This window comes from Collimonas arenae (assembly GCF_001584165.1).
GTDB lineage: Bacteria > Pseudomonadota > Gammaproteobacteria > Burkholderiales > Burkholderiaceae_D > Collimonas > Collimonas arenae.
In genome coordinates this window covers 427188-451918 of record NZ_CP013233.1, presented here as the reverse complement: position 1 = coordinate 451918, position 24731 = coordinate 427188, and the positions used below count along the sequence as shown (strand labels likewise).

General features: G+C 50.0%; 18 protein-coding genes and 1 pseudogene. 11 read left to right on the top strand and 8 right to left on the bottom strand.

Annotated features, from left to right (window positions below; all coding sequences use genetic code 11):
* Positions 1-22: 22 nt before the first annotated feature.
* Positions 23-1213, bottom strand: coding sequence for an acetyl-CoA C-acyltransferase family protein (locus CAter10_RS02100; protein WP_061532096.1), 1191 nt, complete (start codon positions 1211-1213; stop codon positions 23-25).
* A 196-nt stretch (positions 1214-1409) separates the two neighbouring features.
* Here CAter10_RS02100 and CAter10_RS02095 point away from each other — a divergent pair, with 196 nt between their 5' ends.
* Positions 1410-2471: an alpha/beta hydrolase gene (locus CAter10_RS02095; RefSeq protein ID WP_236905474.1), complete on the top strand. Its 1062-nt coding sequence runs from the start codon at positions 1410-1412 to the stop codon at positions 2469-2471.
* A 97-nt stretch (positions 2472-2568) separates the two neighbouring features.
* On the opposite strand, the gene CAter10_RS22265 is transcribed toward CAter10_RS02095, so the two are convergent.
* From CAter10_RS22265 to CAter10_RS02085, 3 genes are all read right to left on the bottom strand, one after another.
* Positions 2569-2940 (bottom strand): hypothetical protein, encoded by a 372-nt coding sequence (locus CAter10_RS22265; protein WP_128082968.1) that lies wholly within the window; start codon positions 2938-2940, stop codon positions 2569-2571.
* 19 nt (positions 2941-2959) lie between these two features.
* Positions 2960-4189 (bottom strand): RHS repeat-associated core domain-containing protein, encoded by a 1230-nt coding sequence (locus CAter10_RS02090; RefSeq protein WP_061532095.1) that lies wholly within the window; start codon positions 4187-4189, stop codon positions 2960-2962.
* Positions 4190-4320: 131 nt separating this feature from the next.
* Positions 4321-4695: a hypothetical protein gene (locus CAter10_RS02085; protein ID WP_061532094.1), complete on the bottom strand. Its 375-nt coding sequence runs from the start codon at positions 4693-4695 to the stop codon at positions 4321-4323.
* A 256-nt stretch (positions 4696-4951) separates the two neighbouring features.
* On the opposite strand from CAter10_RS02085, the gene CAter10_RS22260 reads away from it, so the two are divergent.
* Positions 4952-5188: a hypothetical protein gene (locus tag CAter10_RS22260; protein WP_128082967.1), complete on the top strand. Its 237-nt coding sequence runs from the start codon at positions 4952-4954 to the stop codon at positions 5186-5188.
* A 56-nt stretch (positions 5189-5244) separates the two neighbouring features.
* On the opposite strand, the gene CAter10_RS02080 is transcribed toward CAter10_RS22260, so the two are convergent.
* From CAter10_RS02080 to CAter10_RS02060, 4 genes are all read right to left on the bottom strand, one after another.
* The gene (locus CAter10_RS02080) at positions 5245-5622 is read right to left on the bottom strand and encodes a hypothetical protein (RefSeq protein WP_128082966.1); all 378 of its coding nucleotides are present in this window, start codon (positions 5620-5622) and stop codon (positions 5245-5247) included.
* Between the two features lie 90 nt (positions 5623-5712).
* Positions 5713-8973 carry an RHS repeat-associated core domain-containing protein gene (locus CAter10_RS02075; RefSeq protein WP_236905562.1) on the bottom strand — a complete coding sequence of 1087 codons (3261 nt, stop codon included), beginning with the start codon at positions 8971-8973 and terminating at the stop codon, positions 5713-5715.
* A gap of 677 nt (positions 8974-9650) precedes the next feature.
* Positions 9651-11075 carry an Ig-like domain-containing protein gene (locus tag CAter10_RS23325; protein WP_164840404.1) on the bottom strand — a complete coding sequence of 475 codons (1425 nt, stop codon included), beginning with the start codon at positions 11073-11075 and terminating at the stop codon, positions 9651-9653.
* A 340-nt stretch (positions 11076-11415) separates the two neighbouring features.
* A complete protein-coding gene (locus CAter10_RS02060) occupies positions 11416-14613 on the bottom strand; it encodes an IPT/TIG domain-containing protein (protein WP_164840479.1) in 3198 nt (1065 codons plus the stop codon).
* A gap of 452 nt (positions 14614-15065) precedes the next feature.
* Between CAter10_RS02060 and CAter10_RS24075 the strand changes: the two genes are divergently transcribed.
* The 9 genes and pseudogenes from CAter10_RS24075 to CAter10_RS02015 all read left to right on the top strand — a co-directional run bounded on the left by CAter10_RS24075 (position 15066) and on the right by CAter10_RS02015 (position 24730).
* Positions 15066-16211, top strand: a complete 1146-nt coding sequence (locus tag CAter10_RS24075; RefSeq protein ID WP_061536918.1) for a cytochrome-c peroxidase — start codon at positions 15066-15068, stop codon at positions 16209-16211.
* A gap of 186 nt (positions 16212-16397) precedes the next feature.
* Positions 16398-16870 (top strand): annotated as a pseudogene (gene gspG, locus CAter10_RS02050) (type II secretion system major pseudopilin GspG).
* A gap of 19 nt (positions 16871-16889) precedes the next feature.
* Positions 16890-18092 carry a type II secretion system F family protein gene (locus CAter10_RS02045; RefSeq protein WP_061532087.1) on the top strand — a complete coding sequence of 401 codons (1203 nt, stop codon included), beginning with the start codon at positions 16890-16892 and terminating at the stop codon, positions 18090-18092.
* The gene (locus tag CAter10_RS02040; protein WP_061532086.1) at positions 18089-19777 is read left to right on the top strand and encodes a GspE/PulE family protein; all 1689 of its coding nucleotides are present in this window, start codon (positions 18089-18091) and stop codon (positions 19775-19777) included. Before CAter10_RS02045 ends, CAter10_RS02040 begins: the two co-directional genes overlap by 4 nt.
* Positions 19770-20603, top strand: a complete 834-nt coding sequence (locus CAter10_RS02035) for a hypothetical protein (protein WP_061532085.1) — start codon at positions 19770-19772, stop codon at positions 20601-20603. Before CAter10_RS02040 ends, CAter10_RS02035 begins: the two co-directional genes overlap by 8 nt.
* Positions 20600-21148: a PilN domain-containing protein gene (locus CAter10_RS02030; RefSeq protein ID WP_061532084.1), complete on the top strand. Its 549-nt coding sequence runs from the start codon at positions 20600-20602 to the stop codon at positions 21146-21148. The genes CAter10_RS02035 and CAter10_RS02030 overlap by 4 nt, the downstream gene beginning before the upstream one ends.
* A complete protein-coding gene (locus CAter10_RS02025; RefSeq protein ID WP_061532083.1) occupies positions 21145-21753 on the top strand; it encodes a hypothetical protein in 609 nt (202 codons plus the stop codon). The genes CAter10_RS02030 and CAter10_RS02025 overlap by 4 nt, the downstream gene beginning before the upstream one ends.
* The gene (locus CAter10_RS02020; protein ID WP_082797760.1) at positions 21750-22274 is read left to right on the top strand and encodes a hypothetical protein; all 525 of its coding nucleotides are present in this window, start codon (positions 21750-21752) and stop codon (positions 22272-22274) included. The genes CAter10_RS02025 and CAter10_RS02020 overlap by 4 nt, the downstream gene beginning before the upstream one ends.
* On the top strand, positions 22274-24730 hold the full coding sequence (locus CAter10_RS02015) for a cohesin domain-containing protein (protein ID WP_231879139.1): 2457 nt from the start codon (positions 22274-22276) through the stop codon (positions 24728-24730). Before CAter10_RS02020 ends, CAter10_RS02015 begins: the two co-directional genes overlap by 1 nt.
* Position 24731 lies beyond the last annotated feature (1 nt).

The following is a 24731-nucleotide window of genomic DNA, read 5'->3' as shown; positions in this document are numbered from 1 at the left end:
GTTCCACAGCAATTACTTCGATTCAGATGCGCTCGATAATCAGCGCAATGCCCTGACCGCCACCGATGCACATCGTGATCAAGCCATAGCGCTTGTTGGTGCGGATCAATTCATACAGGCATTTGACCGCGATGATGGCGCCGCTTGCGCCCAATGGATGGCCAAGCGCGATGGCGCCGCCGTTGACATTGGTCAGCGCCGGATCAAGACCCAGCCCTTTGCACACGCCCAATGATTGCGCAGCGAAGGCTTCGTTCGATTCAATTACCTCCATGTCGCTGAGGTGAAGACCGGCGCGCTTCAACGCCAGCTGAACCGCCGGAATCGGGCCGGTTCCCATGATCGTTGGATCCACTCCCGCCACGCCATAGGACACCACACGCGCCAGCGGCTTCAGGCCGGCTTGAGCCGCAGCATCGGCTGCCATCAAGACGCATGCAGCTGCACCGTCATTGATGCCTGAAGCATTGCCGGCAGTGACCGTGCCGCCTTCTTTCTTGAATGCCGGCTTGAGCTTGGCCAGCGATTCCATGGTGGCATCGGCCTTTGGATATTCATCCGTATCGAACAGCGTAACGCCTTTACGCGTCTTGATTTCGACCGGCACGATCTGCGACTTGAAGTGACCGGCAGCAATGGCGGCAGTCGCACGCCGCTGGCTTTCCAGCGCGAATGCGTCCTGCTCTTCACGCGAGATGCCATATTTCTCCGCCACGTTTTCTGCGGTGATGCCCATGTGGCCAGCGCCAAACGGATCCGACAAGGCGCCCACCATCATGTCGACCATCTTGATGTCGCCCATGCGTGCGCCCCAGCGCGCCGCCTGGGTTGCATACATCGAACGGCTCATGCTTTCGACGCCACCGCCCACCGCAACGTCAGTCTCGCCCAGCTGGATTGCGTTAGCCGCCGTGATGATGGCCTGCAAGCCGGACCCGCACAGTCGGTTCAGCGTCAATGCGGTGGATTCCTTGCCCATGCCGGCGTTCAGGCCGACTACGCGCGATACGTACATATCGCGCGCCTCGGTGTGGATGACATTGCCGAATATGATCTGGCCGGCCTGGAGCGGATCAACACCAGCACGCGCAAATGCCTCCTTGACTGCAATCGCCCCCAGTTCACCCGGCGCAAAGTCTTTCAATGCTCCGCCATAACTTCCAATAGCCGTGCGGGCAGCGCCGACGATGACGACTTCTCTTGTATTTGCCATGCTTATCTCCTTGTTTATCTGATGATACGAACCGCAATGCCAGCGACCTGATTGGCCGCAAAATCCTGGCAATAACGTTACTTTAGCAGGCATCCGTGCTGCCATCGCAAATGACTGCCACGACAACAATTTCAAGGATTACAATGGAGGAAGGGAGGACCGCATCGATTCGTGCCCCGCGCGGCCACATTGGCTCATGAAATACATCAAATACAAGAAAGTCACCGGCATGGGCGGTATCGTCGCCCTCGGGTGGCTGATTTTCACTACCGCAGTCGCGGTTAGCCAGCGCAAGCTGATTTTCAAGCCGGTTAGAAGCAGAGAAGTCGAGCATCCGCACAGCATCGGGCACCGCTCCCGGCTGATCGCGTTGCGCAGCATCGATGGCACTCGGCTTTCAGGATGGTTGCTCACGCCGCGTGTACCCGGTCCCCATCCAGCCGTAGTGTATTTCGGTGGCCGTTCGGAGGAAGTTTCGTGGGTCGCGCGCGATGCGTGGCGCATGTTCCCCAACATGACGGTGCTCGCCATCAACTATCGCGGCTATGGCGACTCGGAGGGAGTGCCAGGCGAGCAGAAAATGATAGAAGACGCACAAATGCTGTTCGATTGGTTTGCCGAGCATCGCCATATCCTTGCCGGGCAAATTGCCGTGGTCGGTCGCAGTCTTGGCTCGGGCGTCGCAGTACAGATCGCAGTTAGCAGGCCAGTCGCAGCGGTAGTGTTGATTACCCCTTACGACTCGGTGCTGGCGCTCGCCAAGCGCCGTTTTCCGTCAATCCCAGGCTTTGTTCTCAAGCATCGCTTCGATTCAGTCAAGCATGCGCCCTCGCTGTCGGCGCCAGCGTTCATCATTCGCGCCGCCACCGACGACGTGGTGCCAGCCTCGCACACCGACCTGCTGGTGGCCAAATTGACGACCACGCCGCAGGACGAAACCATCCCTGGCTCCGATCATTACAACATTCCCTATCTCGAAGCCACCCAGCAGCGCATCGCCGAATTCCTGACAGCGAAATTTAAAAAAGCCCCGAGTCTGCGGACTAGAAACTTGTCGCAGTCTCCCAATAAGGACGCATACCCACACCGACTCCATAGCCAGCCGTGGCACCAACACTTCCGCCTCCAACGGTTTCAACTCCAGGGGCTATCAACGTCCCACCTGCCGCTCCTGTGGCGCCGCCCACTAGCTGTTGATGCTGGCACTAGCGCCGCTACATCGAACTACTTCTTGCCTTTTTTGCGCTGGTCGCAGTAGAACCATATGAAATAGTGGTGCTTGCATAGCCGATTTAGATTTTTTGTTTTTACGAGTTGCATCTAAAAATTCGGCTATTCGCAAGCCGGCATCTCCTCTAACAACAATTGGCCAGGTAATGCCTGTTATTTGGAGCATTGCTCTTTGGTTCAATCCCCCCCACCTCAGTCACTTCTATTTTTTCCCACGGAATCAGGAGTGCTGACATAAAAAAATTCAGCGGAAATCCAGGTTTGAGCCAAAGCCCTTGAGGATATATTTCAAGAGAAACGCTAAGAGATGTCCAACGAGAATCGCAAGCGACCCATCTGAAAGAGCCCTCACTTACCATCTGCACAGAAGCTTTCATTGCATACAATTTCGTAAGTTGAGACCAACCCGTCATCCATGAATATAACCAGCTACCTCCGCCAAAGAGTAACCCCACTATGAGGAGAAAACTAAATAATGCCGTCAGCTCGTCGAACATATATTCCTTTCCCTTGCCATCACCAATGAATTGGGAGTTTTGCTCCACTCAACGCTTGGTTATATCCATAACTAACACCTGGGGTTTGAATATTGTATCCAAGCCTATCACTCGCCCCATTGCCTGGATCCGAAGGTGAAGACCACGTGACTCCAACACCTACCCCAGCATTCCCCGACCATCCTCCGACAAAATCTTTTAACTTCTGCTCTGAAGGCTTACATGAATCGCCTGTCCAGCCCACGCCCCAAGCACGACCACTTACGCCGGGCAGACTAGCACCAAATGCAATGCCGGGATAAACATTTCCGTACCGATCAACCGTAAGCGATACTCCGACACCGGGAAACACAGTTGGTATACCAACCATCACGTAGTCCGGCCATCTCCATAATCCCAATGGATCGGCAAACGAAACTGGATTTCCCTCAACGTAACTGTAGGTATTAATGCCTCCAGCAAGCCCAATCGGATCGCTAGAAATAAAGCGCCCAACCGCTGGTGAATAGTATCTTGCCCGGTAATAGTAAAGCCCATTATTGTCATTCTCCCGCCCCGTGTACTGGAACGGATTATTTACGATGGCGTCAGCCGTGGTATTGCCATACGGGTCATACGTATAATCAACCACCTTGTTGCCCGTAGCATCTGCGAGCCGTAGCGTCGAACCCTGCACATCGCTCAGGTAGCTGTTGATGCTGGCACTAGCGCCGCTACCCATCAATTGCGCAAAAACTTCGTCAACACCGCCACTGATGTAACTGGCCCTGACGTTGACCGGAAGACTGTTATCTACATTCGCGGCATTGAGTTCCTGTACCACGTTGATACCGTCGTAGACATACCCTGTGTCGATACCACCGATGCTCTTCGTTTGGCGCCGTCCTAATGCGTCGTAACTAAAATTGGCGATGACAGTTCCCGCATTGCTTTTAATTTGCACCAATTGATTTCTGGCGTTCCAAATGTAGCTTTGGTTACCGTCGCTAATGAGATTGCCGTTGGCGTCGTAACTGAGGCTTTGTGGACCTAATGCAGTTAAACGATTCGTCGCATCAAAACTGGCACCTGGCATGTCATCCGGCAGCGTTGTTCTTGCAAAACTACCTCCTGTCGCAATACGTCGGCCAGCCGCATCGTAACTATAGCTAAGGTCACCGATCACAGAGTTATCCGGCTTCTGATAGGTGATCGCGATTAGTTGGCTGGCGTCATCGTAGCTGTAGTTGACCGTAATACCGTTCGCCAACACCGTTTGCGTCCTGCGATTTGATTGGCGAATTAACAAAAACGCAGCCTTTTCAAGGTCTGCGTTTTCTGTTTAAAGAATTAAATTACTGGTCCCCAAAAAGCCAGCTCACACAAAAATTTGCGCTTGTTTTACGCCTTTCGCGCAATAAAGCCAAAGTCAGTTTCTTCAAACTGGGAGAAACCGAGATCTCTATACGCATCTAAGTTCGAGTCTTGCAGAGCAATTCCAGATACTAACAATGTGTCATAAGGATCATCACACGCATGTTCATCGTGATGATCGTTTAATGAGTAAATGATTCGTTCAGCAGCCTGTGTTTTTGACTCATTTTCTTCGGCTGGAAAGGTGGTAATCGAGACCCCCAATCCAAAGTCATCTCGCAACTCTTTGGTGAGCGCATCGTTGTCCTTTGTTTTGATAATCCAAACGGGCATCTTGTTTACCAAAGACTTAACAGCCTCACTATTTTTTTCATCCAACACCAATGCAACTTGAGTGCTCATATTCAAATCTCTCTAAAAATTATGGGCAAGCATCTTTTTTAGGTTTTCTGCCCTGAGGCCAAGCAGACACCGGCACCCCATTATCCTCTCTCTTTCCGTCGCTCCCCCAATTATGTCCGTGCGGTGAGCCTATGCCATGGTCATGGTCCCAATCAAGATCATACTGACGCTCTCCATTCGGACCGTATTTACGCTCCTGCCCACTCCCGGGGTTGGTATGCCAAGAATCAGGTTCGCCGGTATTGGGGGTTTTTACTTGCTCCGTTATCCAGCTACCGACATAATCGCCTACAAAGCCTCCTATTACTGCACCAATACCCGCACCGACTCCGTAGCCAGCCGTGGCACCAACACTTCCGCCTCCAACGGTTTCAACTCCAGGGGCTATAAACGTCCCACCTGCCGCTCCTATGGCGCCGCCCACTGCCCCTCCGGCCCATCCACCGACATAGCCACCAATACCAGCGCCAATCGCTGCACCAGCCGCATCTAATCCACTCGGATCGCGGTAGCCAACTGGATTTCCATTGGCGTAGCTGTATATGCTGGCTATTCCGATTGAATTTTGAAGAAGACATCGCTCCCGCATGCGAGGCCGGCTAAATACTGGATCCTTTTTTCTTCGTCCTCTTTTGCTTCCGGTAGGCTCAGCAAATCCTTCCAATCATTTGTTTTGAATAGCTGATGCTTTTCACGGTACTGTTTAAGCGTATTTAATACTTTGCAGCGTTGTTTATGAAACTCTGGATCGCTATTAGCCTGTTCAAGGGCTATCAACCAATTCAGTTGACCATTAGTCTCTGCTTGCAGAAGATGCTGCGCTTCGCTCGGTTGATTTTTATCAAAATAGCGAAGTACCAACAATGTATTTCCAAGCTCATTCAATGACAAACCTTCAACGAGGATATTTTTTTCTCTTTCCGCCATATTTTTTCCAAACCAGAAAGACAGGCCACATGCGAAGACGAGAAATACGCCTAACAAACTAACGAGCATCAATTTTTCATGGTCATATCTTTATTGTGTAGAACAACTATTCGGATTTGATTCATTCTGAGATATTCCAGCAGCTTCGTTGCAGTGCTGCTGGCACAAAGTCCCCTGTTCCTGCAAATACTGTCCTGGACTGCGCGAAGCACAGCAGGAATAACATGCGCCCAAGCTTCCCGTTACATCTGAGCAGCTATATTGCCTAGGTTTTTTATCTCGCCCTAAAATTCGATCCAACAATGATGGGCCGCCTTCTGATGCCTTTGGTAGTTTGTTGGGACCTGGCGTTGGACCATTTGGCGACGGCTCATAGGGTGAATGGTAACAGTCAGTTCCATTGCAAATCGTTTCCCGCGCCAATCCAAGCGGATCACTGAAATCAACCGGATTTCCACCGACATAGGTGTAAGTATTAATGCCTCCAGCAAGCCCAATCGGATCGCTAGAAATAAAGCGTCCAACCGCTGGTGAATAGTATCTTGCCCGGTAATAGTAAAGTCCATTATTGTCATTCTCCCGCCCCGTGTACTGGAACGGATTATTTACGATGGCGTCAGCCGTGGTATTGCCATACGGGTCATACGTATAATCAACCACCTTGTTGCCCGTAGCATCTGCGAGCCGTAGCGTCGAACCCTGCACATCGCTCAGGTAGCTGTTGATGCTGGCACTAGCGCCGCTACCCATCAATTGCGCAAAAACTTCGTCAACACCGCCGCTGATGTAACTGGCCCTGACGTTGACCGGAAGGCTGTTATCTACATTCGTAGCATTGAGCTCCTGTACCACGTTGATACCGTCGTAGACATACCCTGTGTCGATACCACCGATGCTCTTCGTTTGGCGCCGTCCTAATGCGTCGTAACTAAAATTGGCGATGACAGTTCCCGCATTGCTTTTAATTTGCACCAATTGATTTCTGGCGTTCCAAATGTAGCTTTGGTTACCGTCGCTAATGAGATTGCCGTTGGCGTCGTAACTGAGGCTTTGTGGACCTAATGCAGTTAAACGATTCGTCGCATCAAAACTGGCACCTGGCATGTCATCCGGCAGCGTTGTTCTTGCAAAACTACCTCCTGTCGCAATACGTCGGCCAGCCGCATCGTAACTATAGCTAAGGTCACCGATCACAGAGTTATCCGGCTTCTGATAGGTGATCGCGATTAGTTGGCTGGCGTCATCGTAGCTGTAGTTGACCGTAATACCGTTCGCCAACACCGTTTGCGTCCTGCGATTTGCAGCGTCATAGTTAAAGCGAATGCTTTGAGCTACGTTATTGTTGGCTGGACCTGCCGCCTGATCAATCCTAATTAGGCGATCGCCATTGTCATAGGTATAGCTCAATATCGGCTGTCCACCAACCGCCATCGTTTTACGCAATCCATTGGCATAGTACGTATACGACACCGTACCCTTGGCCGTAGTGATGCTTGTCATCCTATCCAAATCATCGTAGGTCCGACTAATGGTTCCATTGAGCGAATCTACCAGCTGGATTACGCGATTCCCTTGATCATAATTGATGACGACAGTGCTGTTATCCGCATAGGTAATCTTATGAAGGCGATCCAGGCCGTCGTAGCCATATTGCGTGACTTGATTATTGCGGTCGGTCTTTTGAATCAGATTGTGCTTGTTGTCGTACACATAGGATTCAGCCTTGTTCAAGGGATTGATAACGCTGAAAATCGCATTGCGTTTATCAAAATTAAACTGATGCTGATTACCTTTAGCGTCGGTAACTTGTGTGCCATTGCCGTTCTCATCGTACAACATGCCTGTTGCACGATTCAGAGGATCAGTAATCGCCGTAGTCTGATCAAGCGCATTAATGTCATACCGGGTCCGGTTTCCCAACGGGTCGGTACTGCTCTGAGGGCGCCCCAAACCATCGGTCAACACACTGGAGGTGCGCGCCAACGGGTCTGTAACTTGCGCAAGATCATAGCCGTCATAGCCAAGAGTGGTATTTTTGCCGAGGGGATTCGTGATCTGCGTAATTTGCCCCACACCGTTGTAGCTATATTTGACGCTGTTGTTATTCGGGTCCTTGATCTGGCTGAGATTACCTTGCGTATCGTAGTTGAGCACGGTTGTATGCTGGAGGAAATCCGTAACAGTCGCGACTCGATTAAAGTCGGGGGTATAAGCCAATGATGAAGTAACCGCATTGGCAGTACCAGCCAATAACGTTGTTGTTAATCGATTGCCATTGCTGTCGTAGGTATATGTACTTTTTCGACCAAGCGCATCAATGTTGGATTGCACAAGATTCGTAACTGGATCACGCGCGACAGTGACAGTCTGTTGTTCCGGCAAACCCAGTGCTCTGGTGAAGGAAATCGGGTAGCCATTAGCATTGAACACGGTACGTGCAACGATGTTCCGCTCGTCTGTGACATCGGTTTGCGTGACTTTATTATTCGTATCCAGAGTATAAGCAAACTTATTCGTCGTGTTGTCCGCGTAAGTTTGGGTGGCGACTCTATTGTTGGCATCGTAAGTGTTGGTCACCATCACATTGCCGCGCTTATCTTGTACCGTCAGCATGTTGTGGTTGACGTCGTAGGTATACATTTCGGATTTTCCCGCCGGATCGGTCGCTTTAACGAGATGCCCCGTCGCATCGTATTCATAACTTACAGTACGCCCGATATTATCGGTCGCCGAAGTAATGCGATTTTTAGCGTCGTAGGAGATCTGAACATAACGGCTGCTTGGCGAAATAATTTTCGTTAAATTTCCAAGGCCATCACGCGAAAATGCGAGCGTGTTACCGGCACGATCACTGATTGAAACCGCGGCAGCAGCGCGAGCATTGCTTGACGCCATGGACTCCGGAAAGCAAATCTTGGAGCCGTCCTTCATTTTCAATTCCCAATAACAATCTCCACCGCGCCAAGTGATCGTCGAGCCAAAATATTTGGTTGGTGTTGTCGTGTGTTGGTACACCGCGTCAGTGTAGGTGGTACCGGGTGAAATACGTACGTAATGCACTCGCCCCCCATCAGGCAGAACCAATTCCTGGTAAGTCCAAGGACTGGTATCGCCAATAAGGAAGAGGTCGTATGACAAATTGGTGCCGATACCAAACGCACGTGAGGCTGGATCACGTTGTCGATAGCTGCGCTGTATTTCCAGCGGAAAGACATCGTCAATAAAAAGATCAGTCACCTCATGCTGGAACAGCCCAGTGAAACAATCCACCGGATCACCCGCTTTGCTAGCTTTGCCACATCCCCCAGGAGGCGGCCCCTCCGCGGGTGCATTGCTGGGTAACGAAATCATCGCTCCAGTAAACTCATAAATCGCCACGCCCTTGTCCGGCATCACTTGCTTACCGTCAGGAGTGACTGTTCCCTGCCCGTAGACATACCATCCTTTAACACGCGCGTCGTAATTCCAGAAATCGATACGCGCACCTGGCGCTGCCCCGCTAAAGTTGGGGTAGATCAGTTGTGCACCTTGCTGGGCTCGGTCGGCGGTGCTGGTCAGAGTCGCGCCACCTGGTTGAATCGTGAAGTAGACCGGTACGCCCACGCCGGGAATTGGAAACGGGGGACGATCCGTGGGAATCGCTGTCATGTTAAGTTGCGTGACAATTTTTCCATTACGATCGCGAATCACTGTACCAGCCGGAATACGTAGTTCCAATCCGGGTATCCGTGCTGATGTGACGGTTGTTTCTTGCGTTGTTGGTGACGGCAAAGTGACATTGCCTGCGGAGTCGAGCTTGGGACTCCATATTGTGTAACTCAACACATTGGTCTTATTACTCTCGACACTGACTCGGGCTTGATAGAAACCATATTGGGCATCCCTACGTTGGGCGCTCTGCCCATCAATTGCAAGTACTTGGGTACCTGGATTCAAGTGCCGCAGCAGAAAACGTCCGGTGTTGTCGGTCTCTGTGGATTGACTACCGATGCTTATCGTGACGCTTGCCAATGCGCGACCATTTAGAGTCAAGACTTGTCCCGCCAGCGCAGTTTCTCCCACTGGCGCTTGCAGTGGAGGTAACGCCTGCAATGGGCTGTTGCCCCGCTTGGCGCGCCAGTCCCCCGGAAATGCTGCGCATCTGGTTGCCATGCTTCCGTCTGCTGAATATTCTCGGCTGCGGCAATTGCTTGCCGTTCCAACTTGCCAAACTGGCCGGAATCTTTCAAATTCGATGGCGCAGGTGGGGTGCTTAACGGTTGTGGCGCACCAGTGCTTGCATTTCCCAATGAAGGGGAGGCAATTGCAATGCCATTACCGCCGCTTGCAATAACCGCGCGCGAGTTGGGTTTTTTTCCATCCAATTGTGCTGTAGTGAATCCAATTGAAAAGAATGGCAAGACTCTATCGGCATCATCGACAGCATTCTTGATGAAGAGTGTGTAGCGACTGGCCGGAAGCAAATCTTGCAGCGGCGTTATGAACAACAGCAAGCCTTGCTCTACCGCTACAGGTTTTACGGGTACCGCTCCTTGCGGGCCAATTAAAGTCACGCTCGTATTGTTAAGACTCGCGACCGTCATACGCTGATTGAAACGCACCACCAACGCCTGATTGATGGGAACGGATTGCTCTTCGGCAGCTGGCTGACTGTCTTTGACGCTGGGCAGGCCACTACCGCTAAGGCCAGCAGCAATTACAGAAGCCACGGCCGTAGTAACCATGCTGAAACGCTGACTGAGCGGGTCGAACAACTCTCCGCTGCCGAGCGCCTGTTGAGTAGCGCCATTTCCGCCCCATAACAGAACGTTTGCGCTTGGCAGCAAAGCTGCGAGGTGATTGTAGCGCGCGGTATCTAGCTTGGCGTTGAAATGCTCTGCCTGGTGGGTGAACGGATTAAATAACTCTGCCTCCGAAATTGCTTGACCACGAGCATCAACACCGCCGGCAATCAGTAGGCTACCGTTGGACAGTACTGTGACAGTATGCCCACTGCGCGCAATCAAACTCAGATCTCCCAAAGATTTGAAGCTGCCGCTGACCGGATCAAATTGTTCGGCCACGGTAACGATATTGCCGCCGACGTCTAGCCCACCCAGGATAAGTACAGAACCGTCAGGTAACAAGGTCGCGCTTTGCCCACTACGCGCTTGCTTGAGGTTGACTGGCAACGTAGTAGTTTGCTTGGTTTTTAAGTCGATGATATAGGCCGGCACATTTGATGCCGCCCTGCCATTAGGACTTGGAGTACCTCCGCCTAACAATAACCATCTGCCATCCGGCAGTTGAGTGGCACTTTGACCGGATTGCACCTCCGGTAGAGGAGAAAATATTTTTGCCAACACTTCGGGTATCGCACCGCGTGTAGGTTCGCTGCCTGATTGCGCGAATGTGGCTGAGCTAAACATAAGCGTTGCCAGCAAAATCGAAATCCATTGGGAACATTGGATCATTCGAAGACAGGCCATTTTTCTGTGGCGGACATTTTTTCTGTGATTTTCTTAAACACGGTACCGCTCCCTATGCGATCTGATTTATTGTTTTCCACAAAACTTGATACTACTGAGATTGACTTCGACTTCGAATTTATGCTGCGAGGCCACTTTGCTTACGAGCAAATTAGCGGAGCATTCGCATCCGTCATCAGTAGCACCAAGATGCGAATTTCAATCAAGACACTTAACTCCAATCTTGGTACAAAGTCGTAAGCCAACGCGCTCCAACAGTCCTGCTGTCACTGAATTTTTGGGGTGTTGGCATCGCGCCGATTAAGATGGATACGACGCTGGCGACTTAAGGACTCGCTAAGTTCGACGACAAGGTCAACCCCACGCTCGCTGCGGCATTAGCGCTTGGTTGCACATTGATTGTGTAGACCCCTGTTACCGGTAACGCTGGCAAATTATTGCTATTATCGTTTGACCAATAATCACTAAATAATTGGCTGCCATCTGGCTTATAAACCGTATAGGTAATGGATCGTCCGATTGGATTCGTACTTACCCCGGTATACTTGAGTTGCAATGTCTGACCTACAGTGCCATTAAATGTAACCACTCCTTTTTGATGAATGGCCAACTCCACCTGGAGTGGTGCGCCGTCGACTGTAATGACACCAGCTTTGTCTGCGGGAACGCTCTTCAACTGCATATCAACCTGACCTGTTGCCGCCGATGACGGGTTGATTACGACGCTATATGTCCCCGTCATCGGCAGGACTGGAATATCGAATGTGGCTGAGTCATAAACAGTGTTTGAGGTCAGGTTTGTACCATCCGGTGCATATACGTTGATCCCGGCAGAGGACATGGTTCCATTGGAAAAGACCATCCAATACTGTTGTCCGGCCACGCCACTGAAGGTATAGCGCCCGCCCTGGCCTACTCGGGTCGTTTTGAATGTAACGGCGGCGGCATCGGCAACCAAGGTACCGGAGATCTGCGCCGACAAGGTCAGAGTCACGCTAGCAGAGGCTAGTCCGCTCAATTGGATATTAATTGTGTACGTCCCGGTTACCGGCAATATGGGCAGGTTGTTACTATTATCGTTCGACCAATAATCGCTAAATAATTGGCTGCCATCCGGCTTATAAACCGTATAGGTGATGGATTGCCCGGATGGATTCGTGCTGACCCCAGAATATCCAAGCCCCAATACTTGACCTGCATTACCACTAAATGTAATGACACTTTTCTGGTGTGTCGCCAAATCAACCTGAAGCGGGACACCGTCGATTGCGATGACGCCAGTTTTGTCCGCCGGAACACTCTTCAACTCTAAATCGACCTGGCCTATTGTCGCCCCTGATGGGCTGATTGCCACGCTGTACGTTCCCGTTACGGGTAACGTTGGGATATCAAATGTAGTTGAGCCACTAACACTATTTGACGTCAGGTATGTCCCGTCTGGCGCATATACGTTGATCCCTGCAGAGGGCAAGGTTCCACTGGAAAAGACCATCCAATACCGTTGCCCCGCCATGCCGCTGAAAGTATAACGACCGTTTTGTCCCACCCGTACGGTTTTGAATGTGACGGGGGTTGCATCTGCGACCAAGGTCCCCGTGAGCTCCGATGACAAAGTCAGCGTAACACTAGCTGAAGCATTGCTATTTGCTTGAATCGTGATTGTGTACGCCCCTGTCACCGGCAATATGGGCAAGGTATTTTTATTATTGCTAGACCAATTATCGCTAAATAATAAGCTGCCATCCGGTTTGTAGACCATATAAGCAATGGATTGCCCGATTGGATTCGTGCTGACCCCGGTATATCCAAGCCCCAGTGCCTGGCCTGCAGTACCATTGAATGTGACTACTCCTTTTTGATGAACGATCAGATCGACCTGAAGCGGAGCGCCGTCGACTGCAATCACACCAGCTTTGTTCGCCGGAACACTCTTCAACTGCAAATCGACCTGGCCTGTTGTCGCCCCTGACGGACTGAGTACCACGCTATACGTTCCTGTCACCGGCAAAGCAGGAATATCAAATGTAGTTGAGCTGCCAACACTGTTGGACGCTAGATTTGTGCCATCTGGCGCATAGACATTAATCGCAGTTGGGTACATGGTTCCATTGGAAAAATCCATCCAATACTGTTGTCCTGCCACACCACTGAAGGTATAACGCCCACTCTGGCCCACTCGGGTTGTTTTGAATGTTATGGGTGCCGCATCGGCAACCAAGACGCCGATAATCTGCGATGACAAGGTCAACGCAACATTCGCACTAGCACTGCTTTGAGTAGATACTCCCAAGGTATACGACCCACTCACCGGCAAGACAGGCAATTTATTGCTGCTATCGTTCGACCAATAGTCGCTAAAAAATTGAGTCCCGTCCGGCTGATATAAAGTGTAATAAATTGGTTTTCCAAGTGGGTTCGTTTTAACACCGGTGTATCCCAAGCCAAGGGATTGCCCCATCGAACCATTGAATGTATATCGACCATTTTGACCGCTGCTTAAAACCACCTTGAATGGTTCACCATCAATGATCAAGGCGCCATTAGCGGCCGTTTTTAGTTGCAGGTTCACCTTCCCCTTATCATTAGATTCGGTACTCAAAAGTATCGAATATGTGCCAATTTTCGGTAGCGCATCTAATGTGATTGAGCCATCATTCCCGACGTAGAGTGACTTTAACGCCTTACCATCTGGCGTGTAGACCATCATTTGGGCGCCATAGACGAACGTGCCGGCGGACGAAACTAACGATAGATATTGCTGTGGCAGACCATCAAACAGCAACAAAGCTTTCTTGCCCGCCGTATTGATGGTGACGGTCTGTATAGCACCATCAACGAGAAGTCGGCCAGTGTATTGGATATCAGCAGAATTCACTCCTGTAGGCAATGCATAGAAATCACCATTGCTTGTTGCCTTACCGTAAGGAGTGGTAACGCCTATCTTGCCGGAACCTCCCGGATTCGAAACTATCGTCGCCAGACTGTTTGCTGTCGCCGATGCTGTCAACGCAGCCGTGTTACCAAAGGTGATTTTATTATCTTCTTTTGTAGTTTGAAAATTAGTGCCAGTAATCGTGACGGCGGTACCCACCGCGCCGATTGTTGGGGAGAAATTCGTGATAGTCGGCGCCTGCATGGCCCCGACCGTAAAGTCCACTGCGCTTGTGGCACTGCCATTCACATTGGAAACGGCAATTTTTCCTGTAGTGGCGCCAAGAGGCACGGTAACAGTCAGACTTGTGGGAGACGCTGCTGTTATCGTCGCTGGTGCGCCGTTAAACGTGACTGTATTGTTAGCTGGCACAGCCAAGAATCCGCTGCCATATATAGTCACCGTCGTTGCGACTGGACCGACGCTCGGCGCAAATTCTGCAATCGTAATCGCTGCGGCGGCATTTTTTTTAATGGTCGTTATATTGCCTACTGCATCATAGACGTACTGCGCGCCAGTGCCATCAGATGACACCACCTGAACCAGGCGCCCTAATTCATCGTAGACATACTGGGCTGCATGCACCGGCATAGTGAACACGAGGGTTAAACAGATACCTTGCAACCCGCGATACATGATCCGATAAACGGAACTCAAAGTAGCGTCAGGCCTCGCGCAAAGCTCCCTAATTCTCCGGTACGCGACGGGAGAGCTCGAAAGCCCCGGTCGACACCAGATTGCAGCCACGTTGAAGCACTTCGCCAAGCAATGCCGTGCGGCGCTTAGCGCACGCACCTCCCTGTACCGAATCGATGCAACATGAATCCATCCCCTTACATTTCAAAAGTATCGCTTGTATTTTTATTAATAATTAGCAAATAAAATTCGATATAATTGTTTTGAGGAAACTATTTGCGTTGACGAATACTACATAGCCATTCTAACTTTGACAACATAAAATGCAAAAAAGAAACAAATTCATTATGACAACGTTTTCAAACAACATTTATTAGTGGCGTTTAAATAAACATGACGGCGACTTGATGCATACAAAATCAATATCAAAACAAAGAAAATTCCATCGGCACTGGCTCACTTTGGTCACTACGCTGGGGATAGGCACAACTTTGCTGGCCGGGCCGCTAGACGATGTCCATTTAGGGCTGCCGGCCCTTGTGGGCAACATCACAAATCCCACTTCTGCAGCCCGAGTAGCACTTGGTCAGAAACTTTTCTTCGATAAACGCTTGAGTGGCGACGGGACAATTAGCTGCGCAAGTTGTCATCAACCGGGGTTGGCTTTTACCGATGGGAGAGCCTTAGCCAAAGGCATAGGTGATCGCACCGGTACACGCAACACGCCGACGCTGCTTAACGCTGCATTTAATACATCACAGTTTTGGGATGGGCGACGTGCGTCATTAGAGTCGCAGGCACTGGACCCGTTTGTGAACGCGAGGGAGCACGGATTAAAGGATCACACGATCTTGCTGGAGTTGTTGCGAAGCGATGTCCATTACGAGAAGGCATTTCAAGACGCATTTCAAATTATTCCTGGTGCTATCCAGATCGAACATGTGGGTAAAGCGCTCGCTAGTTTCGAACAAACATTATTAGCAGGAAATTCTCCCTTTGATCGCTATTTCTTTGCGGGAGAAAAAAAGGCTCTGTCAGCCAGCGCGGAGCGGGGACTAGTCTTATTTCAAAACTCGGCACAGTGCGCCACGTGCCATACGATTGATAAGCATCAAGCCTTGTTTTCTGACAACCAATTTCATAGCTTGAGCGTCGGTTGGCAGCGTATAGAGCAACGTGTGCCCAGCATCACCAAGCGCTTGATTGATGCTAGGACGCAGGGCTCCAATCTAGACCAGACAGTACTGAGCGATGAAGATATTGCTGAGCTCGGGAGATTCGCTGTCACATTGAACCCTGCCGATATTGGGAAATTCCGTACGCCAAGCTTGCGCAATGTGGCATTAACTGCCCCCTATATGCATGACGGCAGTGTCGAAACATTGGAAGAAGCAGTCGAGCTGGAAATCTATTACCGCAGCGCAGAAAATGGCCACCCGTTGATTCTTACCCCGCTTGAAAAAGCCGATTTGGTCGAATTCCTGAAATCGTTAACCAGCCCACCCGCATCGCGTTTTGCAAACATCGAAGAAAATTTATCTGTCCAAAAATAGCCGGACTATCAAGAATTTTATGCCAATACGCACGTTGGCATTAGTGATGCATAAGCCAATACACAGCTAGCAATGCACAGCATACAACGACTTCTGATTGTGTTATCTTTACACAATATTTCCAATAAACAACAAATCAACAATCAAATAAGAACGCAAATTTGATCTCAGGATCAGCCATTTAGAATGAGAAACAGCCTCGTGAATTCATCGACACAGTCCCGTCTCCCCAATCCTTTGAGGCCAATCAGTTTCCAATCGCGGGCCGCCGGATTCACGTTGCTCGAACTATTGGTCGTTATTGTCATTATTGGACTATTGGCGGCCTACGTCGGCCCCAAGTATTTTGCGCAGCTCGGCAAATCCGAAGTGACCATCGCCAAGGCACAAATAGGAGCATTCGAAAAAGCCCTCGACACGTATCGACTCGATGTAGGCCACTACCCGACCAACGAAGAAGGTTTGGCTGCACTGCTGATCAAGCCTGCGGCAGCGATCAAATGGAACGGTCCATATCTAAAAAAAGAAATCCCTCTAGACCCTTGGGGGAACTCTTATGTCTACCGCTCCCCGGCACAAGAGGTGATTACGACGTCATATCGTATGGCAAAGACGGGCAACCCGGAGGTAGTGATGAGAATGCCGATATCACTAACTAGCAGGAACTAGTCGAAATCTATGCAATACGATGTCCGGGCTCTTTCTGCCGAACACCTGATGGTGCAACTTTTCGTCGATGCTAACGACGAGTCGGACGCATGTCGTCAGGTTGAGGCACGCGGTTTGTTTATCGCAACCATCCAACCTGTCCGAGGCAATGGCCTGGGTGCAATATTACCTACCGGCGCTAGCAAAGGGCGCTTCTCGCTGGTTCTATTTAGCCAGGAATTACTGGCACTGCTCACAGCGGGTTTAAGTATCGTCGAAAGCCTGGAAGCGCTATTAGAGAAGGAAACCAGTAACAGCACGCGTGGAGTAATAACTCGTTTGCTCGCGAGCTTGCATGAAGGAAGACGGTTTTCAAATGCACTAGCGGAGCAATCTGAAATATTTCCACCACTGTACATTGGTATCGTCAAAGCTGCAGAAGGAACCAGCGACTTGCCACGTTCACTGGCACGCTTTATCGACTATCAACAACGCATAGATAGTGTTCGCAATAAGGTCATCAGTGCGGCGATTTATCCGTTGATTCTACTTATAGTCGGCGGCGGCGTATCGGGCTTCCTGATTGGCTATGTGGTACCTCGCTTTGCGGAGGTATATCAAGGTGCTGGTCGCAGTTTGCCTTGGCTCTCCCAACTGTTACTGGATTGGGGGCAGTTCGCCACAAACAATTCAAAAACCGTCCTCATCATGGTCGTTGTTGGTCTAGTTGGTTTGTTTCTCGGATTACGTCATGCAATCGCCCACGGCGGTATGACGAGGCTAATCAATAAGCTCCCTGGAATTGGAGAGCGAGTTCATATCTATGAATTATCGCGTTTATATTTAACGCTTGGTATGCTCCTGGAAGGCGGCATCCCAATTGTTTCAGCCATGAATACGGTGCAGGGCATCGTCTCGCTACAAATTAGAACAGGGTTATCTCTTGCAAGCGAAGCTATACAATCTGGTGGCTCCCTATCAACAGCATTCGAGGCCAACCGGCTCACCACGCCCATTTCGCTACGCATGCTACGCGTGGGTGAACGTTCCGGCGAACTTGGGCAAATGCTGACGCAATCGGCAGCGTTCTATGATGGCGAAATCAGCCGCTGGATTGATCGCTTTACACGAACGTTTGAGCCTATCTTGATGGCCATCATTGGGATCATTGTCGGTGGCATCGTGGTGTTGTTGTATATGCCGATCTTTGATCTGGCGGGAAGCTTGTCATGAACAGAGCCATTCCTGCACGACTGCAACTGGATCCCGCATTGATTCAAAAAGCGCGGCAAGTAGCCACACACTCACAGCGCTCTTTCATTCTCGAGCTGGAATCGATGACCGGCCACGAGGGACGTCCGTTAGTGGCGGAAATCGCGCGACAATTTCGCATGCAAGTCATTGAAACCGCCGCTATGCTGACAATGACACCCGCATTTGACTTGCTTCCATTGTCCAAAGCAATGCAACGCCATTGCGTATTATTGCGCCAATCGGAAAACAATTTAATTGGCGTGATTTCTGATCCATTTGATCCAGATATCCAGACTTGGATGGATACACATGCCAAAGCGCATCTCAGCTATCACCTGGCATTGCAGGCAGACATTCAGGCTTATCTGTCGAAACAGGAAGAATCTGCGCGAGCTGTAGATAATCTGGCGCCCACGTCGAACGATAACCGACGAGATAACAAGACAGCCGCGTCCCTGTCATTTGCCTCGGTCAGCGCCTTCGCCAGTCCAGCAGTCAAGCTTGTCAACTCCACGTTATACGATGCGCTAAAGGCCGGCGCTTCCGATATTCATATGGAAAGCACACCCAATGGTCTTGCGGTCAAGTATCGCATTGATGGGGTCCTAGATCATGCCACTACAATCAATAATATTGATGTCGCCGAACAAGCTGTGTCTCGCCTGAAGGTCTTGGCGGAACTGGATATTGCGGAACGCCGCGTTCCTCAGGACGGTAGTTTTCGGGTAGAAGCATCTGGCCGGGAAATCGATCTACGTATTTCCATCATGCCCAGCATTCATGGGGAAGATGCCGTGATCCGAATTTTGGATAAGCGTGCAATGGTCGAAACGTATGGCGCATTGACACTTGAAGCGCTGGGCTTTGACGCGACATCACTGGTTACCTTACGTATGTTGGCCGAAGAAGCCTATGGCATGTTGCTGGTAACCGGTCCAACCGGATCTGGGAAAACCACCACGCTCTATGCCACGCTGACGGAAATCCATAACGGCCGCGACAAAATCATCACAATTGAGGATCCGGTTGAGTATCAATTGCCAGGAATCCTTCAAATCCCCGTAAATGAAAAAAAGGGGCTCACCTTTGCCAAAGGCTTGCGCTCGATTCTACGTCACGACCCCGACAAAATAATGGTGGGGGAAATTCGCGACAAAGAAACCGCCGAGATCGCGGTTCAGTCTGCTTTGACTGGCCACTTGGTGCTGACCACAGTACATGCCAACAATGTCTTCGACGTGTTCGGGCGATTTACCCATATGGGCATTGATCCTTACGCGTTCGTATCTGCGCTCAATGGCATTTGGGCCCAGCGCTTGATTCGCCTGAATTGCCCGCATTGCGCGATAGAAAATACGCCATCAGATAACGATCTGGCGCGGGTTCACCTGACCGGAGAACAAGTCCAGGATTATCAATTCAAACAAGGCGCCGGTTGCGGAGATTGCCGTGGTACTGGTTACAAGGGCCGCCATGCAATTGCAGAAATATTGACGTTGAACGACGAAATCCGGGAAATGATTATTGAAAAGCGGTCGATCCGACAAATCAAAGAAGCGGCGCGCTTAAATGGTACTCGCACATTGCGCGAATCGGCATTGGAACTAGTTAAATGTGGTGCAACTACACTAGAAGAAATCAAACGAGTAACTCTCCATGCGTAATTTTTTTGACAGATCATTGCGCATCGGTCTGTCTCGTCAAGGCCTCACAGTGCTGCACATCAAGCGCGGGCGGCGTTCGGCGACGACTTCGCTCAGTGATCACAGATTTGAGGAGTGCCTCTTAAAATCACCCGAGCAGTTAAGTGGTCATATCTGCAAAATACTTGCAGCGGAACAGTATCGCCGGCTAGCGACGACCGTTATTTTATCGAACGACCTAGCTCGTTTCTGGATGGTAACGCCGCCAGCGAACGCTACACGTTTGTTGGATTGCAAAGCCGCCGCAGATTTGCGATTTCAAGCACTCTACGGAGAACCATCGACAACTTGGAAAATCGCTGCCGATTGGCAGATAGTGCAACCGTTCTTAGCCTCGGCCATTCCACAGACACTCTTAGCTACATTGCAGCATGCCTGTTTAGCTTGTCGATTACCGTTAGTAGAAATTGCGCCGCAGTTCGTCGCAGCCTGGAATAGATCGCATTCGTTGATACGCAAAAATGCATGGTTTGGTGTAGTAGATTGCGATCTAATTACCTTCGCCGCATTGCATCAAGGACGTCTGCATGCCGTGCGTTCAATCCCTTTGGCAGAACAAGCCATAACCGACCCTGCTTATTTACACGACCATATCGCTCGTGAAGTATTGCGCCTGCAAATTCCAATGCCAACCGAGATGCAATTCTACGGAAAAAAACGGGAAAACTGGTGTATCCCGACCGCGGATCAACTGATTTATAGCTGGTTAGATGAGGGCAAAACGGCAACCCGCGTCGCGCAGACTCCGGGGCTAGCACTTGCAAGTACCGGGTTGGCCGGCACATGAGCCAAATACGAATTGATTTCGCACCGCATTCCATGCGGCGCATGTTAACCCGTACCAGTGCGTTGACTTGGATCGCTGCGCTCTTCATGCTTATTTTCTGCCTTGGTTCTATCCTGATGGCATGTCGACTCAACCATCAAAATCAAACGCGTCAAACCGAGATTAGCGGCATGCGAAAGCAACTCGACGAACGAGATGCCAGGAAAGCTCTCCCACAAAAGCGAGTCATTGCAGAGTCTCAGGTCAACGCCATCAACACTGCCACTATTCAACTGAATTTACCATGGCGTGATCTATTCGATGCCGTGGAAGTGGCCACCCCAAACTCTATTGCCCTGCTATCTCTAGAACCTGACGCCAAGCGACAATCTATTAAGGGATTGGCTGAGGCAAAAAACGGTGATGACATGATTGCCTACGTTGAAGAATTAAAACAGCGAAAATTCTTTCAATCTGTAGTGTTACTGCGCCACGAAATCAACGAACGGGATGTCAACAAGCCTCTCCGCTTTCAGTTTCAGGCCCAATGGGGAGATGCTCAATGACCGCCTCCCGGTATTTACAACGTGTCCTGCAAATTCACCTGATACTGGCACGCTTTGGAATTATCCGTTGTCTAACGTTCGTTATGTTTGCGCTTGGCATTGCAGGATGGCTGGTCGTCATTCCTCATCTGCGCGCCGAAAGCAAAATCCAACAAGCAGTGTTGAACCATACCAAGATAATCTTAAGGGAACCGGTACAGGTAACAATAGCTTCCCCACGTTCGACCGCAGACGATCGCCTGCTCAATTTCTATCAAACACTTGGGCAATCCTCGCAGAAAGAACAACAAATCAAAGCCATTTTTGCGATTGCAGGTAACTCGAACCTTGATCTGAATATGGCCGAGTACAAGGTAACGTTTAATCAAAATGGTGGTTATCAAACGTATCAAATGTCATTTCCGTTGAAAGGATCGTATGCCGATATTCGTCGATTCTGTGAGCGACTTTTACTGGATATTCCGTTTGCGTCACTTGATGAGATCAACTTCAAACGGGAGGCCATAAACAATCCGAGTTTGGAGGCAAAGTTGCGCATCACGCTCTATCTATCGGACTACTCCATGCCTGCTAGCGGAGTAACTGCATCGGAGCACAATTTATGAAACCACTTCATCTTGTATTGCTAATCGGACTGGCTGGATCTGGCGGGCTGGTGCTGTTCGCAGACAAAACACCGAATACATCCATCGTAGAACCTGCAACGCGTCTATCGACACGACCATCTATATCAACTTCAACCCAAAAAACTTTGTTAGGCGACCATGAAAAGGAATTGCACATCAAGGCACTACTGTCGCGCGCCACCTTGATCGGCGGAGAACGCGACAAGAAATCCGAGCCTCTCTTTACAAATCAGAGTTGGACACCTCCGCCCCCTCCCGCGCAAGAAATATCCCCTCTTCCGCCCAGCGCTCCACCTTTGCCATTTAGCTATCTGGGTAAGAAGCTGGAAGATGGTCGCTGGGAAATTTATCTGGAACGTGGTGACCGGACTGTTATAGCCCGTGAACAAATTGTGATTGATGACATGTATCGCGTCGATTCGATTAAACCACCACTTCTCTCACTGACATATTTACCGTTACAGCAAGTACAGACACTTATTATTGGGGGAATCGACTGATGACAGGTCGTCCTAGAGATTTATCTCGCAGGTGGCAAACACCTGCGAGAATGTATGCACAAGCCCTTTCTTCTGTACTTACGAGTATCGTAGCAGCAACTTTACTTTCCGGATGCGCAGCTCAATTGGCCTATCGAGACGGCAAAGAGCTTATTGCGCAAGACAAGATTGAAGAAGGATTGGCCAAATTTAAGGATGCCAGCGCCCAAGATCCGCAAAATTATGAATATCGAATTGCGTACTCACGCACCAAAGAAAGAGCCATATCAGCTTATCTGATGCAGGCCGACAACCTCGCTGGCGTCGGCAAGCGTCCTGAAGCGGAACAATTTTATCAACGGATATTGACGATCGACCCGAGTAATGATCGTGCTCGAAGTGGCCTACTGCAGATCAACATGTCGGAGCGGCATGCCAGCTTGATGAAAGAGGCGCAGCTAGCTTGGGAGAAAAAAAATACAGATATGGCGCAAATGAAATTGCGCATTATCTTAAGTGAAAATCCAAATGATGCAAATGCGCAGGCATTACAGCGTGCCATTGAAGAGAAAAACAGTAAACACTCTCCGGAGTCGAGCCTCTCGGCTGCCTACAAGAAAAAGATTTCGATTGATTTTAAAGATGCGGCCCTACGACAAATATTTGACGTTATTTCACGTACGGCGGACATCAACTTCCTTTTTGATAAAGACATCAAAACCGATCAAAAAACTTCTATTTTTTTAAGAAACAGCACAATTGAGTCGGCCATTCACTACACACTGTTAACTAATCAGCTAGAACAACAGGTACTAGATGCCAACACAATTCTGATCTATCCAAATACGGCAGCGAAACAAAAAGACTATCAAGAGATGGTCATCAAGACCTTCTTCCTCGCCAACGCGGAAGCGAAGACCGTCGCCAACACATTAAAATCGATTCTGAAATCGCGCGATATTGTCGTCGACGACAAATTGAATATGGTTATCCTCCGCGACTCACCAGAAGCCGTCAAATTGGCAGAAAAGCTCGTCGCTTTACATGATGCTCCCGAACCAGAAGTAATGCTTGAAGTTGAAGTGCTAGAAGTATCACGCACGCGCTTACTTGACTTGGGAATTCAATGGCCGAGTAGTTTAAGTTTGACGCCGTTGCCACTTGGGACACCAGTCAATGGTTCAAACAATGGCACGAATAATGGCAGCTCTTCAACGGGAAATAGCACGTTATCGCTGCGTGATTTGCTACATCAAAATAGCGGAAGTATTGCTGCAGGTATCTCTCCAATGACGATTACCGCCAACAAGACCGATTCTGATGCCAATCTCCTCGCCAATCCGCGTATCCGTGCGCGCAATCACGAAAAAGCAAAAATCCTAATTGGTCAGCGCGTACCGAACATCACAACCACCGCCACCTCGACCGGCTTTGTCTCAGAATCTATCAATTACGTAGACGTCGGGTTGACACTAAATGTCGAGCCTACAATTTATTTGGATAGCGATGTTGGCATCAAAGTATCGCTGGAAGTCAGCAATATTATCGGGCAATTGAAAACCCAATCCGGTTCTGTTGCATATCAAATAGGCACGCGCACCGCCAGCACCGTGTTGCGCCTCAAGGATGGTGAAAATCAGGTATTGGCTGGTCTGATCAACGACGAGGACCGACGTAGTGGCAATAAAGTACCTGGTTTGGGTGAGTTGCCAGTGGTTGGACGTCTTTTCGGCAGCAACTCGGACAACAATCAAAAAACAGAAATCGTTCTTTCAATTACGCCACATTTGATTCGCAATATCCAACGGCCGGATGCCGCGTTATCGGAATTTCGTTCTGGTACAGACACCAGTTTCAGGGTACGCCCTGATTCAATGAGAGATGTTCAAAGGGAACCGCTTGCAACACCCGTAGAGGCTCCCGCGAGCACGTCAAAAAGCGCGCCGACGCCCTCGTCATCTACTGGAACGACAGGGAATACCTCGGGTGGCACCAATACTCCCATCAGCGGCAATTCCGGCAGCATCAACGGGGGGAGTCAGGGTTACCCCGCAAACAGTACGCAACTGCAATGGTCGGGCCCAACTCAAGTAAAAGCTGGCGATACGTTTGCGGTGCAGCTAATGATGCAATCTGCTCAACCAGTAGCAAGCTTGCCGATAGTATTGGGCTTTGATAGCCGCGTCATTCTTGTCGAGAACGTTATTGAAGGAGATTTTTTAAAACAAGGTGGAGCACAAACCAACTTCAATAGTCAGGTCGATAACTCTGGAAAAATACAGATAGTTGATACCCGCTCTGGCGGTAACGGCGGCGCAACAGCTTTGGGCGCCATCGCAACAATCAATTTCAAAGCACTATCTGCAGCCGATATCTCCCAGGTGCATTTGCTTGCCATCACCCCCCTCGACGCAACCGGCAATCCTGTCTCTGTAGGCGCTCCTTCGCCTTATCAGATACAGGTACAGGCCCAATAAC

Excerpts from the sequence above, each read along its gene's own strand:
- CAter10_RS02100 (WP_061532096.1), bottom strand. The coding sequence starts at position 1,213 with ATGGCAAATACAAGAGAAGTCGTCATCGTCGGCGCTGCCCGCACGGCT.
- CAter10_RS02095 (WP_236905474.1), top strand. The coding sequence starts at position 1,410 with ATGAAATACATCAAATACAAGAAAGTCACCGGCATGGGCGGTATCGTC.
- CAter10_RS22265 (WP_128082968.1), bottom strand. The coding sequence starts at position 2,940 with ATGTTCGACGAGCTGACGGCATTATTTAGTTTTCTCCTCATAGTGGGG.
- CAter10_RS02085 (WP_061532094.1), bottom strand. The coding sequence starts at position 4,695 with ATGAGCACTCAAGTTGCATTGGTGTTGGATGAAAAAAATAGTGAGGCT.
- CAter10_RS02080 (WP_128082966.1), bottom strand. The coding sequence starts at position 5,622 with ATGGCGGAAAGAGAAAAAAATATCCTCGTTGAAGGTTTGTCATTGAAT.
- CAter10_RS02075 (WP_236905562.1), bottom strand. The coding sequence starts at position 8,973 with ATGATTTCGTTACCCAGCAATGCACCCGCGGAGGGGCCGCCTCCTGGG.
- CAter10_RS23325 (WP_164840404.1), bottom strand. The coding sequence starts at position 11,075 with ATGATCCAATGTTCCCAATGGATTTCGATTTTGCTGGCAACGCTTATG.
- CAter10_RS02060 (WP_164840479.1), bottom strand. The coding sequence starts at position 14,613 with ATGCCGGTGCATGCAGCCCAGTATGTCTACGATGAATTAGGGCGCCTG.
- CAter10_RS24075 (WP_061536918.1), top strand. The coding sequence starts at position 15,066 with ATGCATACAAAATCAATATCAAAACAAAGAAAATTCCATCGGCACTGG.
- CAter10_RS02045 (WP_061532087.1), top strand. The coding sequence starts at position 16,890 with ATGCAATACGATGTCCGGGCTCTTTCTGCCGAACACCTGATGGTGCAA.
- CAter10_RS02040 (WP_061532086.1), top strand. The coding sequence starts at position 18,089 with ATGAACAGAGCCATTCCTGCACGACTGCAACTGGATCCCGCATTGATT.
- CAter10_RS02035 (WP_061532085.1), top strand. The coding sequence starts at position 19,770 with ATGCGTAATTTTTTTGACAGATCATTGCGCATCGGTCTGTCTCGTCAA.
- CAter10_RS02030 (WP_061532084.1), top strand. The coding sequence starts at position 20,600 with ATGAGCCAAATACGAATTGATTTCGCACCGCATTCCATGCGGCGCATG.
- CAter10_RS02025 (WP_061532083.1), top strand. The coding sequence starts at position 21,145 with ATGACCGCCTCCCGGTATTTACAACGTGTCCTGCAAATTCACCTGATA.
- CAter10_RS02020 (WP_082797760.1), top strand. The coding sequence starts at position 21,750 with ATGAAACCACTTCATCTTGTATTGCTAATCGGACTGGCTGGATCTGGC.
- CAter10_RS02015 (WP_231879139.1), top strand. The coding sequence starts at position 22,274 with ATGACAGGTCGTCCTAGAGATTTATCTCGCAGGTGGCAAACACCTGCG.